Genomic DNA, 14,764 nt, shown 5'->3' on the forward strand with positions numbered 1-14,764 from the left:
CATGCGCTGCAGCCGTCAACACGTAGGGCACCGACGCCCGGCCGGCTGCAGCGACCGGCAATGCCGGAGGAGAGACTTGCGGGCTAGACCGCTACCCGCTTACGAAAGGGAACCATGAGCGTTTCTCCCCTGATCTGGGGCATCACGATCGCCGTTATCGTCGCGCTGCTCGCCTTCGACTACTTCTTCCACATCCGCAAAGCGCATGTGCCCTCGCTTAAGGAAGCCGCCATTTGGTCCGCCCTCTATGTGGGCATTGCCGTTGTCTTCGGGATTCTGGTGCTGATCTTCGGCGGGACTGCGATGGGCTCCGAATACTTCGCCGGCTACATCACCGAGAAAGCGCTCTCGGTCGATAACTTATTTGTTTTCCTCATCATCATCGCCAGCTTCAAGGTTCCCCGCGAAGACCAGCAGAAGGTGTTGCTGTTCGGCATCGTCTTCTCGCTGATCGCGCGGACCGGGTTCATCTTCCTGGGCGCCGCGCTGATCAATTCCTTCGCGTGGGTGTTCTACATATTCGGCCTGATTCTGATCGTGACGGCCGGCAACCTGCTCAAGCCTTCCCATGGTGGCGATGAGGCGGACAACTTCATCATCCGGATGGCCAGGCGCTTCTTCCACACCACCGATTATTACGACGGCGACAAGCTGTTCACCATCCAGAACGGTAAGCGGGCCCTGACTCCGATGCTGCTGGTCATGGTGGCCATCGGCGGCACTGACATCCTGTTCGCGCTGGACTCCATCCCCGCGATCTTCGGCCTGACCCAGAACGTCTACATCGTCTTCACCGCTACGGCGTTCTCGCTGATGGGGCTGCGCCAGCTGTACTTCCTGATCGACGGCCTGCTGGACCGGCTGATCTACCTCTCCTACGGGCTGGCAGCCATCTTGGCGTTCATCGGCGTGAAGCTGATCCTGCACGCCCTCCACGAGAACAACCTGCCTTTCATCAACGACGGCAATCCGGTGCCGGTCATCGAAATTTCGACCGGACTCTCGCTGACCGTGATCATCGGCGTCCTGGTGGTGACCGTCGTCGCTTCGTTGCTGAGCAAAGCCGGCAAGGCACAGACTGCCATCAACAATGCTCGCCGCCACGCGCTCAACTACATCGATCTCTCCTACACTGCAGACCATGCAGAGCGCGAACGGATCTACGGGCTGCTGGTGGAGGAAGAGCGCCAGATCGAGCAAATGGAGCCGAAGTACCGCAACAAGGCCAAGGACGTGGACAAGATCCGCGAACAAGTGGCCGAAGCGCACCGCCAGCACGCGGAGTATCAAAGGGGCTAAGCCGGCCAGGTCCGGAGGGGCTGGTGTGGCTCCTCCGGACCGGCCTACGGTGGAAGCATGGCTGATGAACGCAGGACTGGCGGGCAGCCCGGCAACCCGCTGATGATGGGCCTGATCTTCGGGATCCTGCTGGGCGTGGTGATCTCCTCGGTGACCGGCCAATGGTGGTGGATTGCCATCGGCGTGGCTCTGGGGGCCGCGGTCAGCGGGGGCCGCGCCGCGGCCACCAGAAGGGGCCGCGGGCCAGGTCCGGACAGCGAAAATCCGCATCCTGGCCGCCGTTAACCGATGGCGGAAACCGGCCCCGTTAACTGATTCGCCAAGCCGCTCCGGATAAGTTCTGCAGCCCCTTCAAGGGCTAAACTTCCGGTGCTACGGTGAGGGCTACTGATCAAGAAAACCCGCATTTCCAATTCGCCCGGGAAGGTGATCATGATGGCCGAGCAGGTCAATACGACCCACGCTGCGAACAAGAAGTATGCCGAGCTCTACAAGAAGCCGGGACCGTGGATTACGGTCTATGTAGATGCGAGCGCCGGGACTGCGGAAACGCTCCGCGCGGGGGACGTGCTGCCGGACAGACTGCGTGAATCGCTCGAAAAGCAAGGCGCCGCGAAAGCGGACATCCGGGCCGTGATCGACGCCGTTTCCCCCGCCACGGGCATGCCGTCGCCGGTCAGCCGCTACGTGCTGGTCCGCGAGGGCGAGGCAGAGGTCAACGAGGTGCTTCCCGGTGCCATGTCCGGCCCCGAAGTCGTCGAGGCCGGTCCGATTCCCGACCTGGTGCCGTTGTTGAAGGCGCGCGGTGAGGACTTCCCGTACGTTGTGGCAGAGGTTGGCCGGGACGGCGGCGAGGTTCACCTGCAGTACGCGCGCCGAAACGGTGTGGCGGAGACGACGACGGTGGAAGGCGACCGGGAGAACCTCACCAAGATCCCCGGCGGCGGGTGGTCTCAGGGCCGCTACCAGCACCGCACCGAGGAAATTTGGCGCAAGAACGCCGATGAGATCGCGGCCGAAATCGATCGCGTGGTGCAGGCCAGCAAGGCGCGGCTGCTGATCATCGCCGGGGATATCCGGGCCCGTGAGCTGGTGGTCGAGCAGCTGTCCGAAGCCAGCCGTGCGATCGAATCGACCTTTGAATCGCACACCCGCACCGGCGGCGCCGACAAGGAAGCGCTCCGGACCGAAATCGCCGCCCGGGTGGCCCATGTCTGGACCGAACAGCGCAAAGCCATCCTGAACCGGCTGGCCAACCAGACGGGGCAGGCCCATCCGGAGTGGACCGTGGGCTTGGGCGAGTGCATCCGCGCGCTACAGCAGGCGCAGGTCGGCACGCTGATCATGAACGACAACGCTCTCGCCGATCACAATGTGAATGTCCTGAACGTGGAACCCTGGATTGCCACGGCCGGTGAGCAACCGGTCAACGGCGAGCTGCTGGCCAAAATTCCGGCACCGGCGGCGCTGGTACGGGCCGCGGCGCTGACCGACGCCCGGGTGGCCATGGTCCCTGAAGGTGCGCTGCCGGGCGGGAAGAGCATCGCGGCTTTGCTCCGCTGGCCCACCGGCCCGGACGTACCGCGAGGCTAGCGGGGGTCCCGTCCCGCTCCGCCCTGCACGGTTGTGGCCGGGCTATAGGTCATGGTGCTCCACGGGTAGCTCCAACGTGGGTGGTTAGGCCAGCGAGAGGAAGAGTTTTTCCAGCTCTTTCTTGTCCATGCTTGCGTCCTTCTGGACGAGGCACTGCTCAAGGCCGGTAGCGATGATGGCGAACCCGGCGCGGTCAAGTGCCTTGGAGACGGCCGCAAGTTGGGTGACAACTTCTTTGCAGTCCCGCCCTTCTTCGAGCATTCGGGTGACTGCGGCCAGCTGGCCCTGGGCCCGCTTCATGCGGTTGATGACGGGCGTGAGCTCTGACGGATTCAGTTCCAAGATATTTCTCCAAACATGGGCGGCGGATCTGCCAACAAGTGTATACCCCCTAGGGTGTTTGACTTACCCCCGGGGGTATCTGTAATACTCGGTGGGGTATCCGCCATTTCCCATCGAGAGGCCATCCATGACTTCCCCCTCTACGGCCAATGCCGTTACCGCACTGACTCCGGAAACCCTGCGCTCCTGGGTTTCAGAGCACCAGGACCTGATCGTGATCGACGTCCGTTCCGCCGCAGAGTTCGAGTCCCTGCACATCCGCGGGTCCTACAACGTGCCCTTGCCGCTGCTGTCCGAACACACCGATGAGCTCGCCGCTCGCCTGGGCAGCCGCGTGGTCCTGGTCTGCCAGTCGGGAGCGCGCGCCGAGCAGGCCCGCCAGCGGCTGGGCGCGTACGGGATGAGCACCGCCTACGTCCTGACCGGCGGCGTGCCCGGTTACGCGTCCGCCGGCGGCGACGTGGTCAATGGCAAGGGCCGCTGGGACCTGGAACGCCAGGTCCGCCTCGCCGCCGGCTCCTTGGTGGTGCTGGGTCTGGCGGGAGGCAGGTTCGTTTCCCCGAAGGTCCGGATGCTGGCCGGAGCCATTGGTACCGGCCTGACGTTCTCCGCGGCGACCAACACCTGTGCCATGGGCAAGGCCCTCTCGGCCATGCCGTGGAACAAGGCAGCCAAAGAGCCCACCCGGGAGAGCGCCATCCTCCAGCTCCCCGTCCCCACAGTTAAAGAAGCCCCGGCTAAAGAAGCCCCGGCGGCATGACCCTGTCCCTGCTCCTGGGGCTCCTCGTCGGGGTTGTCCTGGGTCTAGTGGGCGGCGGCGGGGCGATCATCGCTGTGCCGGCCCTGGTGTATGGGGTGGGCATGATTCCGGCCCAGGCGATTCCCACCTCGTTGCTGGTGGTGGGGGTGTCCTCGCTGGCGGCCCTGCTGCCCCGGTTCCGGGAAGGCCTGAACTGGCCGGTCATCGCCCTGGTGGGTGCAGCCGGTATCCCGGCCGCTTGGGGCGGCGCCGCCGTCGGCCGACTCCTTGACCCGAACGTCCTGATGCTGGCATTCTCAGCAATTATGGTGCTCGCAGGCATCCGGATGCTCGCTGGGACCCGCGAAACCGACGGGTCCTGCGGCATGGGGCCGGGCAGGTCATTCCGGGCATGTGCCCCCAAGGCGTTAGCGGTGGGACTGCTTGTCGGGTTCCTCACCGGACTCCTCGGGGTGGGCGGCGGCTTCCTCATCATCCCGGCGCTGACCATCTTCCTGGGGCTGCGCATGAAGCAGGCCGTCGGAACCTCCTTGGCAATCATCGTCATCAACTCCGCCGCGGGGTTCAGTGCCCACGCCGCAGGCCTCAGCATCGACTGGCCCATCACCATTGCGTTCGCAGTTCCCGCAATCGTGGGATCCGTCGTCGCGGCCCGGCTGGCCCGCAGCCTGAAGGACAAGCACGTCCGCATCTCGTTCGCAGTACTCATCTTCGCCGTCGCGGCGTGGGTCACCGCCGGCACCGTCACTGTCTGACCCCGGACGCTTACCCAAAACCGAAACCTCCCACCCCTTTCAATCGAAGGAGAGCACCAGATGCTTATCGAGCGCATTTACGACGAAGACCTCGCCCAGGCCAGCTACCTGATCGGCTGCCAGGCCAAGGGCGAGGCGATTGTGGTGGACGGCCGCCGCGACATCGCGGTGTACCAGGATCTCGCCGAAAAGAACGGCATGAAGATCGTGGCGGTCACCGAGACGCACATCCATGCCGACTACCTCTCCGGTACCCGCGAGTTGGCCGCCGCCACCGGCGCGAAGATTTACGTGTCGGGCGAGGGTGGGCCGGACTGGCAATACCAATTCGACGGCGAACGGCTGTACGACGGCGACACCATCACCTTGGGCAACATCAGCATCAAGGCGGTCCACACCCCCGGACACACCCCGGAGCACCTGTCCTTCCTGCTCACCGACGGCGCCTTCAGTGAGCAGCCTGGCTACCTGCTCTCCGGAGACTTCGTCTTCTCTGGCGACCTGGGCCGGCCCGACCTGCTGGACGAGGCCGCCGGCGGCATCGACACCCGCTTCGAGGGCGCCAAGCAGCTGTTCGCCAGCCTGCGGGACAAGTTCCTCACCCTGCCCGACTACGTCCAGGTCCACCCCGCCCACGGCGCTGGCAGCGCCTGCGGCAAGGCACTGGGTGCCATCCCGTCCTCCACCGTCGGCTACGAACGCCTCTACGCCTGGTGGGGGCCCTACCTCGACGCGAACGATGAGCAGGGCTTCATCGATGAGCTCCTCGACGGCCAGCCTGATGCGCACGCCTACTTCGGGCGGATGAAGCGGGAAAACCGGGATGGCCCGGCCGTGATGGGCGAACGCGCCCCGCTGGCGGAACTGAACACGGCGGACGTCGCCAAGGGTCTGGCCGAAGACTCGCTGACCTTCATCGACACCCGCTCCAACGGCGACGTCCACCGGGGGACCGTGGTTCGGTCGCTGAACGTTCCGGCCGGCAAGCCCGTGGCCAGCTACGGCGCCTGGGTGGTCAACCCGGAGACGGACCAGAACCCGCTGGTCCTCCTGGCACCGGACCGGGAGGCCGCGCAGGACATGTGGGACCATCTGGTCCGCGTGGGCATCGACAACGTGGCCGGCTATGTCACTGGCATCGACGGGTTGCCCACCGTTGTCCCGAAGCTGATCCAGCCCGGGGAACTCGACGGGTTCGACGCCGCCATGGTCCTGGATGTCCGCAACAAGACTGAGCACACCTCAGGGCACATCCCCGGCTCGCACCAGCTCAGCGGCGGCCGCGTCATGTGGCACCTGGATGAACTGCCCGCCGACGGCACCATCGTGACCTACTGCCAGTCCGGCGTGCGGAACTCTGTGGCGGCCAGTGCCCTGCGCCGGGCCGGGTACGAGGTCGTCGAACTCGACGGCAGCTACGCAGCCTGGACCGCCTGGCAGCGAAGCGTCGCCGCAGCCTAACCAGTAATAACCAGCCCAAGGCCGCCCGGGCGGGACCCCTCCTGCCCGGGCGAACGGGCGATCGTCAGTACTGATCGTCAGTACTAGAGCGCGCTGGCCCTGAAGCCGCCCAAGGCCAGTGCCACGGGCACCGCGGCCGCGGCCGCACCGGCATGCGGGCGGCAGGCCGACGGGTAGGGCAGCGGCGGGCGGACCTCCAATGCGGGCTGGCCGCTGAAGAGTTCCGGCAGTCGGTAGTCGAAACCCTCGGCGGCATCGAGCAGGCCTGCCGCCAATTGCGCGGCCTCCTCCTGGAAACCGGTGCGCAGCAACCCCATCACAATCCACGCCGTGTCCTGACTCCAGACCGCCCCCGCGCGGCGGCGGGTGGGCCAGTATCCCGGGTTCGTGGTGGACAGCGTGCGAATGCCGTAGCCGGTGAACAGCGTGCGGTCCATCAGCCGACCGGCCACCGTCCGGGTTTCCTCGGCGTCCAGCAGCCCGGTGCCCAGCAGATGCCCCATGCCGGATCCGACGCCGTCTACCGGCTGGTTTCGGTCGTCGAGGGCCATCGCCGGGTAAGGTCCGGCGTCGTCCGAACACCAGAACCGGTTGCGGAAGTTAACCGCCAGCCGGGACGCGTACTCCCGCCACTCGTCGCCGGCGTCGGCCTCGCCGAAGTAGTCCAGCAGCACCGATGCCGCGCGTGCCGCCTCGTAGGCATAGGCCTGCACATCGGCCGGCGCAACGATCCCGGTTGCCGCCCTGCCATCCAGATGGAGGTAGGCGCCGCGGGTGTCGCCGGCACCTTGATGCCCCGGCCCTTGGAGGGGCGGGACCGGCATCCTGATGAAGCCGTCGCCGCCGGGGTCGGAGTGACGCCGCAGCCAATCCAGCGCCGCGTCCAGCTGGGGCAGCAGGTTGCGGACGGCGTCCTCGGGCATGCCGGAATGCCAGGCATCGTGCAGCAGGACGATCCAGAGCAGCGTGGCGTCCGGTGAGCCGTAGATGACCGGCGGAAGCTCCCGGACCACGGCGTCTACGGCCATCGACAGGCGACGTTGCCGCACTTCCTGGACCATGAGGCCGGGCTGTTCGCCGGCCTCGTCGCTCTCCGCGGTGCCCTGCCAGCGGGCCACCGCGCGCAGCGTCCCTTCCGCGACGGCGGAATCGATCGGCAGCAGCAGCCGGGCGGCCACCAGCGATTCCCTGCCGTACAGCGTCAGGAACCACGGGGCGCCGGCCGCCAAAAAGACGTCGGCCGGGGCATCCCGCCCGGCCATGCGCAGGCTGTTGAGGTCCGTCAGGGAGCGGCTCATCAGCCGCTGCAGCCGGGTGTCACCCGTTACCGACGGCGTGCGCAGCACCGGTGCCGATGCGGCAGTGAGGGGAGCCCCGGCGTCGTCGTAATCGATACCCCAGGAGAGGACGACGACGGTGCCCGGCTTGAGCAGCGCCGTCCACTCCAGCCGGACCAAGCTGCCGTCGAAGTGGGCCTCGGCGCCCTCGGCCGTCAGTACGGCGCGCGTACCCTCGCGCCAGCTCCACCGGGCCTCGCCGGGCGCCACCGAACCGGCCTCGCCGGCCGCCCCAGCACGCACCTGCTCCAGCGGGATGGCATCCGCGACCAGATCAACCCGGACCTGAAGTTCCAGCTCATCCTGCAGCGCGGAGGTAAAAGTCAACGCCTCGCCCAGTCGGCCGCCTTGCGCCGCCCGGGAACGGTTCAGGGTGACCAGCGGGTCGGTTCCTTCCGCTGTGGCCCGGAGGAAGGAGAGGAAATCAGCCCGGCCCGCGGACCGCGATTGGGTGGAAATCCATTCCGGCTCTTGGCCGTTGACCGTCAGCAGGCAGCGGGCCAGGACCCTGTCGTCCCCGAAGTACACGCCCTGCGCACCATGTCCCCGGATCTGTCCGTGCGGTTCGCTCCACGCCTGGAGCGGAGCCGCAAAAACTCCGGTGAGGTCATGGACATACGGCTGGCGGTAGACCATGAACTCATCTTGGCAGTATCGGCTGCTGCGGAACAGTCTTTGGCCCGCTGCCGGTCGGCCGATACGCTTCAGCCTCCCGCGCCTCCGGCATCAGCATCCTGCCCGCCCGGCGACCAGGAGAGCTGGATCTGCACGCCGCTCTCCGTCTCCTCGATGACCAGGTGCAGATTTTCGCCGTACAGTTCGTCCGGCGATGCAGCATCGCCTTCGCTCTGCTCCACCAGGTCGGACAGCGCGGCGGCCATGGCCCGGCCCCAGTCGTGGGGATTCTTGCTGTTGGCGGTGGCGGAAGCCGTATAGGTGGCGTTCACGTTTACCCCAACACCGTACATGGCGTTCAACCGGGCACCTCCTGACTGCACGTTTAGAACCTGCCGCACGACGCTGTGCTGCAGGTCTCATCAGACTAACCAGCGGTCTGACCCCGATCCACCTTTTCACGTACATTACTTGTATGTGACGCCAGTCATAATCACTTATCGGCAGGAGGTCTTCATGATGGGCAGCGAGGCCGATCGGGCGCAAGCGGACAAAGCGGACAAAGCGGACAAAGCGGTCCAGGGGGTGCGGGACGAGATCCTGTCCGGCGGACTGGCGCCTGGCATCACGGTGACCGTGTCCGGGCTCGCCGAGCGTTTTGGCACCGAAGACGCGCTGATGCACGAGGCCGTCGCGGCCCTCGCGGAAGAGGGGCTGATCGAGGCCGAAGGGCATGAACACCGCATCGCCAACCTCGGCCGGCATCAGGCTGTGCAACTCCTGGATGTGATGGGAGTGGTGCTGGTGGCGTTGTTCGAACGCGCAGCCCCGCGGTTATCAGCCGACGAAATCGACAGAATGGCAACGTTGGTGGATGAGCTGCGGACCGCCCTCCAGCTCGAAGACATGCTGGCGTCCCACCGCGCCAATGGCGAGCTGGTGGGCATCATTCTTCAGGCCGGCGACCATCAGGAACTGCGGGACGTGAACACCCATGTGCTCGGCCGTTCGCTGGCCCGGCTGCACCTCTTCCAACATGCCGTGGCCTATCCCATCTGGACCGACGGTTGGGACGAGACCGTGCAGTACTTGCAGCGCGGCCAGCCCGAGGCCGCCGTGGAAAGGCTGCGCCGGACCTTCTGGATCCTCGCCGAAGAACTGGCGCCGGAGAGTTCTTAGCCGGTCTGCGGGTCTACCGGGTGGCGGCGACGTGAAGGGATAAGGTGAAACCCGGCCGGATCCACACGGCCGTCCCTCCCGGCCGTTCGACCCCCTGGACCAAGCTTGACCTCGCCCGCACAACAGACTGCCGATACCCGACCGCGTTCCGAGGACCGCTCCCGCTCCAGCCATAGCCCGGCGCCCCGGAAGACCTCCCCGTTTACTGGCCGCTTGACCGTTCTTGCCGGCATCCTCTTGCTCGCGTTGAGCCTGCGGCTGGCCGTCTCCGGCGTCTCGCCGGTGCTGGCGGGCATTGTTGCGGAGCTGCCGTTCGGTACCGCCTCCACCGGCGTGCTGGGCATGCTGCCCACCGCGGCCTTCGCCGCCGCCGGGTTCGCCGTGCCGGTACTGATACGGCGGATCGGATTGGAAGCCCTGCTGCTGGTGGCCATCATCATGGCCGCGGTCGGCCAGCTGGGCCGGGCGATGGCCTCCGACGTGCCGTCCTTCCTGATCCTGTCCGCCCTGACCATGGCCGGCTACGGCGTCGGCAACATCCTTCTGCCCCCGCTGGTGAAGCGCTATTTCCCCGACCGAATCGGCCTCATCACCGCGCTGTACGTGACGCTGCTGGCGGTCAGCACCGCGTTCAGCCCGCTGCTGGCAGTGCCGCTTGAGCAGGCCGCGGGCTGGCGTTTCTCGATCGGGGTCTGGGCGGCCGTGAGCGTGGCCGCCCTGGTGCCGTGGCTAGTGACGGCCTGGACAGAACATTCCCGGCGCAAGATCTCCCGCCTGGTGCTGCAGCCCTACCGTCCCGGCGGCCTGGAGCCGGATCATGGCGACGGCGCCCCGTCGCACCATGCCTTGGCCGCGGCGGGGGTGGGTGGATCCGGTGCGTCCTCGGTGGCGGGCACGGGCAGTCCCGCTCCGGGAGCGCCGGCCACAGCGCCGGCCACAGCGCCAGCCAGAGCCACAACCACCAGCACGACGGCGGTGCGCGTCTGGCGTTCGCCGCTCGCCTGGGGCCTGGCCTTGGTGTTCGCCGGCACCTCGGCGAACACCTTTGCGATGTTCACTTGGCTGCCGCCGCTGCTGGTGGATAGCGGAATGTTGCCGCCGATGGCGGGCATCATGCTGGCCTACTACGCCATCCTGGCGCTGCCGACCAGCCTGCTGGTGCCGCTGATCGCGGCGCGGCTGCGCAATCCATTGGGCCTGGGCCTGCTCTTCATCGGCTTCTACGCGGCCGGATACGCCGGCCTGCTGCTGTCGCCGTCGTTCGGCACCTGGCTTTGGATCACCCTGGCCGGCCTGGGCCAAGGAACCTTCGCCCTGGCCCTGCTGCTGGTCAACCTCCGGACCCGAACCACGGCCGGCGCCGGTGCGCTGTCCGGGTTCGCGCAAGGAATCGGCTACACCGTCGCCTGCGCCGGCCCGCTGGCCTTCGGACTGCTGCGCGACGTCAGCGGCGACTGGCGCGCTTCCTTCGGCCTGTTGGGCGCCGCACTGCTTCTTCTGGCGGTGGGCCTGGTCATCGTGGGGAGGCCCCGCTATGTGGAGGATTCGGGGCAGGGCTGAAGCGTAGGCCCGTTCCCCGGCCGGCCCGGCGCCGGTAGGCTGACGCAAAGTCCGCCACGAGGAGGCGCCATGAAGTTCAACGACCTGCTGGCCGATGCCTACGGGCGGATCCAGGAACGCGTCCACCAGGTGCTGGCCGGCTTGGACGCCGACCAACTGGTTGTCCGGCCGGGCGGCGACAGCAACTCGATCGCCTGGCTCGTCTGGCATCTGACCCGGATCCAGGACGACCACATTGCCGATGTTGCGGGCACCCGTCAGTACTGGCTTGCCGGCTGGTCGGAGCAGTTCGACTTGCCGCTGGCCGAGAAGGACCATGGCTACGGCCACACTTCTGATCAGGTGGCGGCCGTCCGGGTGGAATCGGCAGACTTGCTGCGCGGCTATTACGACGACGTGCATGCGGGCACGCTGGCCTATCTGGCCGGGCTCACCGAGGACGACCTGGACCGGATTGTTGATACCCGGTGGGAACCGCACGTGAAGCTGGGCGTCCGGCTGGTGAGCGTCATGGACGACTGTCTGGAGCACGTCGGCCAGGCCGCGTACGTCAAGGGCATGCTCGACCGCGGGGAAGCCTAGCGGGCTGGCCCAGGGGGCCTGCACTGGCTCCGACGCTGGTTCCGGCACGGTCATCACCTTGTTGCCCGCCAATGGCTGGACTACCATTCAAGGAGTTAGAAACAACTGCATACAGCCTTCGACATGCGGCGGGAGAGTCCTGCTGAGCACTAGGTCAGCAGGCGCCGTAGGAGCAATACCTCCCCAGGAATCTCTCAGGCCCCTGTACCGCCGCGGAGAGGCAACTCTGGAAAGCAGCCGGACCGTCCCTGGACCGGCTCACCGACGGTGCAAGCAGGAATCGGCCCCCGGGCCGTCCGCCTGCGGAATCTCTCAGGTCCAGTCACAGAGCGGGGAGGAACCCTTCACTACCGGTATGGCCACCCCATGCCGGGGATCAACTGGAGTTCCTCAATGACGGCTAAAGCCAACCTCGCCACCCGGCCCGGCAGCACTTCCTTCGCAGACCGCCACATCGGCCCGCGGCGGAACGACGCGGAAGCCATGCTCAAGCAGTTGGGCTACGGAAGTATCGACGATCTGGTGGACGCTGCGGTACCCGCAGACATCCGCCAGCAGGAACCGCTTGCCCTGCCCGCCGCCCGCAGCGAGGCCCAGGTCCTGGGCGACCTGCGCGCCCTGGCCGCCAAGAACGTGACGGCCGTGCAGATGATCGGCCAAGGCTACTACGACACCATCACTCCGGCCGTGATCCGCCGGAATGTGGTGGAGGACCCGGCCTGGTACACCGCCTACACCCCGTACCAGCCGGAAATCTCGCAGGGCCGACTGGAGGCGCTGCTCAACTTCCAGACCATGGTGCAGGACCTCACCGCGCTGCCGATCGCCAATGCCTCGCTGCTGGATGAAGCCACCGCCGTGGCCGAAGCCGTGCTGCTGATGCGCCGCTCCAACAAGTCCAAGGCGGCCGGCAAGACCGTGCTGGACGCGGACCTGCTGCCGCAGACCATCGCCGTGGTCAAGGGCCGGGCCAAAGCCCTGGACTTCGAGGTGGAGGTGGCCGACCTCGCCGCCGGGCTGCCCGACGGCGACATTTCCGGCATCGTGCTGCAGCAGCCGGGAGCCTCCGGCCGTGTCTTCGACCACGCTCCGGTGATCGCACAGGCCAAGGAACGCGGCGCCATGGTCACCGTGGCCGCAGACCTGTTGGCCCTGACCCTGATCACGCCTCCGGGGGAGCAGGGGGCGGACATCGCCGTCGGCAATACCCAACGTTTCGGCGTCCCGCTGTTCTTCGGCGGCCCGCACGCCGCCTACATGGCCGTGCGCAAGGGGCTTGAGCGCTCGCTGCCCGGCCGCCTGGTGGGCGTTTCCAAGGACGACGCCGGCCGCCCCGCCTACCGCCTGGCGCTGCAGACCCGCGAGCAGCACATCCGCCGCGAGAAGGCCACCTCCAATATCTGCACCGCGCAGGCGCTGCTTGCCGTCGTGGCCAGCATGTACGCGGTCTACCACGGCCCCGAGGGGCTGAAGGCGATTGCGCAGCACGCCAACGAGGCCGCCCGCACCCTCGCCGGCGTGCTCACCGGCGCCGGTTTCAGCCTGGTTGCCGAGACGTTCTTCGACACCTTGACGGTGAAGGCTCCGGGCAAGGCCGCGGAGATCGCCGCAGCCGCCGAGTCCAAGGGCGTGAACCTGCGCCGCATCGACGCCGACCACGTGGGCATTTCCACCGATGAAACGACGACGGCGGAGCACCTCGGCCTGGTGGCGGAGGCGTTCGGCGTGGAGGGCGCGGCCGGCAAGACCGTCGATGCCTCTGCTGGAACTGGCTTCGAGCTGCCGGAAGACCTGCTGCGCAGCTCCTCCTACCTGGATCACCCGGTGTTCCACAGCTACCGCTCCGAAACCCGGATGCTGCGCTACCTGCGCCGGCTGTCCGACCGCGACCTGGCGCTGGACCGGACCATGATCCCGCTGGGTTCCTGCACCATGAAGCTGAACGCCACGGCGGAAATGGAAGCGATGACCTGGCCGGAATTCGCCTCCATCCACCCGTTCGCTCCCGCCAGCCAGACCGCCGGCTGGCGCGAACTGATCGCCGGCCTCGAGGAACGCCTCGCCGCGATCACCGGTTATGCGGGCGTCTCCATCCAGCCCAATGCCGGCTCGCAGGGCGAATACGCCGGCCTGCTCGCTATCCGCCGCTACCACCTGGCCAACGGCGACGACCAGCGCGACGTCTGCCTGATCCCCGCCTCCGCGCACGGCACCAACGCGGCCTCGGCCGTGCTGGCCGGCATGAAGGTAGTGGTGGTCGCCACCGCACCGGACGGCACCATCGACCACGCCGACCTGCGCGCCAAGATCGACCAGCACGCAGATGCGCTCTCCGCCATCATGATCACCTACCCGTCCACGCACGGGGTGTACGACGCCGATGTGCGCGACGTCTGCGACGCGGTGCACGCGGCCGGCGGCCAGGTCTACATTGACGGCGCCAACCTCAACGCGCTGGTCGGACTGGCCCAGCCGGGCAAATTCGGCGGCGACGTCTCGCACCTGAACCTGCACAAGACCTTCTGCATCCCGCACGGCGGCGGCGGCCCCGGCGTCGGCCCGGTGGCAGTGGCCGAGCACCTGGTGCCGTTCCTGCCCGGCAACGCCGCGCTGGCCGAGCATGAGGGCAAGGGCGTTCCGGTCTCCGCCACCGAGTACGGCTCGGCCGGTGTGCTGCCGATCTCCTGGGCCTACGTGGCGATGATGGGCGCCGAGGGCCTGACCGAGGCAACCAAGAGCGCACTGCTGGCCGCCAACTATGTGGCCAAGCGTCTGAACGAGCACTTCCCGGTGCTCTACACCGGCAACGACGGCCTGGTGGCGCACGAATGCATCCTGGACCTGCGCGAACTGACCGCCAAGTCCGGCGTGACCGCCGAGGATGTGGCCAAGCGGCTGATCGACTACGGCTTCCACGCACCGACGCTGTCCTTCCCGGTGGCCGGCACCCTGATGGTGGAACCCACCGAGTCCGAGGACCTGGAAGAGATCGAGCGGTTCATCGACGCGATGATCTCGATCCGGGGCGAAATCGACCAGGTACTCAACGGCGACTTCCCGTTGGAGAACAGCCCGCTGCGGCTGGCACCGCACACCACCGCCGCCGTGGTCAGCTCCGACTGGGACCGCCCCTACACCCGCGAACAGGCCGCCTTCCCGGTCCACGGCCTGCAGGTGGACAAGTACTTCGCTCCGGTCGGACGGATTGACGGCGCCGCCGGCGACCGCCACCTGATCTGCTCCTGCCCGCCGCCCGAAGCTTTCGAGAACTAGGAAAGGTC

13 protein-coding genes and 2 riboswitches are annotated in these 14,764 nt (G+C 67.1%); of the genes, 10 read left to right on the forward strand and 3 right to left on the reverse strand.

Annotated elements, in window-relative coordinates; translation table 11 throughout:
• Positions 1 to 114 precede the first annotated feature (114 nt).
• From MNQ99_RS03405 to MNQ99_RS03415, 3 genes are all read left to right on the forward strand, one after another.
• Positions 115 to 1,299 carry a TerC family protein gene (locus tag MNQ99_RS03405; RefSeq protein ID WP_127515476.1) on the forward strand — a complete coding sequence of 395 codons (1,185 nt, stop codon included), beginning with the start codon at positions 115 to 117 and terminating at the stop codon, positions 1,297 to 1,299.
• A 57-nt stretch (positions 1,300 to 1,356) separates the two neighbouring features.
• The gene (locus tag MNQ99_RS03410) at positions 1,357 to 1,584 is read left to right on the forward strand and encodes a hypothetical protein (RefSeq protein ID WP_241914455.1); all 228 of its coding nucleotides are present in this window, start codon (positions 1,357 to 1,359) and stop codon (positions 1,582 to 1,584) included.
• Between the two features lie 147 nt (positions 1,585 to 1,731).
• Positions 1,732 to 2,892, forward strand: coding sequence for a baeRF2 domain-containing protein (locus MNQ99_RS03415; RefSeq protein ID WP_241914456.1), 1,161 nt, complete (start codon positions 1,732 to 1,734; stop codon positions 2,890 to 2,892).
• 84 nt (positions 2,893 to 2,976) lie between these two features.
• On the opposite strand, the gene MNQ99_RS03420 is transcribed toward MNQ99_RS03415, so the two are convergent.
• A complete protein-coding gene (locus tag MNQ99_RS03420; RefSeq protein ID WP_127515480.1) occupies positions 2,977 to 3,234 on the reverse strand; it encodes a metal-sensitive transcriptional regulator in 258 nt (85 codons plus the stop codon).
• Positions 3,235 to 3,361: 127 nt separating this feature from the next.
• Between MNQ99_RS03420 and MNQ99_RS03425 the strand changes: the two genes are divergently transcribed.
• From MNQ99_RS03425 to MNQ99_RS03435, 3 genes are read left to right on the forward strand one after another with little or no spacing between them, the layout of a single operon-like run.
• Positions 3,362 to 3,994, forward strand: coding sequence for a rhodanese-like domain-containing protein (locus MNQ99_RS03425; protein WP_241914457.1), 633 nt, complete (start codon positions 3,362 to 3,364; stop codon positions 3,992 to 3,994).
• Entirely contained in the window at positions 3,991 to 4,749 is a 759-nt protein-coding gene (locus MNQ99_RS03430) for a sulfite exporter TauE/SafE family protein (RefSeq protein WP_241914458.1), read from the forward strand. The genes MNQ99_RS03425 and MNQ99_RS03430 overlap by 4 nt, the downstream gene beginning before the upstream one ends.
• Positions 4,750 to 4,809: 60 nt before the next feature.
• On the forward strand, positions 4,810 to 6,210 hold the full coding sequence (locus MNQ99_RS03435) for an MBL fold metallo-hydrolase (protein ID WP_241914459.1): 1,401 nt from the start codon (positions 4,810 to 4,812) through the stop codon (positions 6,208 to 6,210).
• A gap of 83 nt (positions 6,211 to 6,293) precedes the next feature.
• On the opposite strand, the gene MNQ99_RS03440 is transcribed toward MNQ99_RS03435, so the two are convergent.
• On the reverse strand, positions 6,294 to 8,183 hold the full coding sequence (locus MNQ99_RS03440; protein ID WP_241914460.1) for a glycogen debranching N-terminal domain-containing protein: 1,890 nt from the start codon (positions 8,181 to 8,183) through the stop codon (positions 6,294 to 6,296).
• Between the two features lie 68 nt (positions 8,184 to 8,251).
• Entirely contained in the window at positions 8,252 to 8,524 is a 273-nt protein-coding gene (locus MNQ99_RS03445; protein WP_241914461.1) for a hypothetical protein, read from the reverse strand.
• Positions 8,525 to 8,678: 154 nt separating this feature from the next.
• Here MNQ99_RS03445 and MNQ99_RS03450 point away from each other — a divergent pair, with 154 nt between their 5' ends.
• From MNQ99_RS03450 to gcvP, 4 genes are all read left to right on the forward strand, one after another.
• Positions 8,679 to 9,341 (forward strand): FCD domain-containing protein, encoded by a 663-nt coding sequence (locus MNQ99_RS03450; RefSeq protein WP_241914462.1) that lies wholly within the window; start codon positions 8,679 to 8,681, stop codon positions 9,339 to 9,341.
• A 213-nt stretch (positions 9,342 to 9,554) separates the two neighbouring features.
• Complete coding sequence (locus MNQ99_RS03455) at positions 9,555 to 10,901, forward strand: MFS transporter (protein WP_241914463.1); 1,347 nt, start codon at positions 9,555 to 9,557, stop codon at positions 10,899 to 10,901.
• Between the two features lie 69 nt (positions 10,902 to 10,970).
• Positions 10,971 to 11,483, forward strand: coding sequence for a mycothiol transferase (locus MNQ99_RS03460; RefSeq protein WP_127515496.1), 513 nt, complete (start codon positions 10,971 to 10,973; stop codon positions 11,481 to 11,483).
• Between the two features lie 119 nt (positions 11,484 to 11,602).
• Positions 11,603 to 11,703: riboswitch (glycine riboswitch) on the forward strand.
• A riboswitch (glycine riboswitch) is annotated at positions 11,704 to 11,821 on the forward strand.
• A gap of 55 nt (positions 11,822 to 11,876) precedes the next feature.
• Positions 11,877 to 14,756: an aminomethyl-transferring glycine dehydrogenase gene (gene gcvP / locus MNQ99_RS03465; RefSeq protein WP_241914464.1), complete on the forward strand. Its 2,880-nt coding sequence runs from the start codon at positions 11,877 to 11,879 to the stop codon at positions 14,754 to 14,756.
• The last annotated feature ends 8 nt before the right edge of the window (positions 14,757 to 14,764 follow it).

Source organism: Arthrobacter sulfonylureivorans (assembly GCF_022637435.1).
GTDB lineage: Bacteria > Actinomycetota > Actinomycetes > Actinomycetales > Micrococcaceae > Crystallibacter > Crystallibacter sulfonylureivorans.

Bases quoted from the DNA above. Each gene is read 5' to 3' on its own strand.
- MNQ99_RS03415 (WP_241914456.1), top strand. From the start codon at position 1,732: ATGATGGCCGAGCAGGTCAATACGACCCACGCTGCGAACAAGAAGTAT.
- MNQ99_RS03440 (WP_241914460.1), bottom strand. From the start codon at position 8,183: ATGGTCTACCGCCAGCCGTATGTCCATGACCTCACCGGAGTTTTTGCG.
- MNQ99_RS03405 (WP_127515476.1), top strand. From the start codon at position 115: ATGAGCGTTTCTCCCCTGATCTGGGGCATCACGATCGCCGTTATCGTC.
- MNQ99_RS03410 (WP_241914455.1), top strand. From the start codon at position 1,357: ATGGCTGATGAACGCAGGACTGGCGGGCAGCCCGGCAACCCGCTGATG.
- MNQ99_RS03460 (WP_127515496.1), top strand. From the start codon at position 10,971: ATGAAGTTCAACGACCTGCTGGCCGATGCCTACGGGCGGATCCAGGAA.
- MNQ99_RS03425 (WP_241914457.1), top strand. From the start codon at position 3,362: ATGACTTCCCCCTCTACGGCCAATGCCGTTACCGCACTGACTCCGGAA.
- MNQ99_RS03430 (WP_241914458.1), top strand. From the start codon at position 3,991: ATGACCCTGTCCCTGCTCCTGGGGCTCCTCGTCGGGGTTGTCCTGGGT.
- MNQ99_RS03450 (WP_241914462.1), top strand. From the start codon at position 8,679: ATGATGGGCAGCGAGGCCGATCGGGCGCAAGCGGACAAAGCGGACAAA.
- gcvP (WP_241914464.1), top strand. From the start codon at position 11,877: ATGACGGCTAAAGCCAACCTCGCCACCCGGCCCGGCAGCACTTCCTTC.
- MNQ99_RS03435 (WP_241914459.1), top strand. From the start codon at position 4,810: ATGCTTATCGAGCGCATTTACGACGAAGACCTCGCCCAGGCCAGCTAC.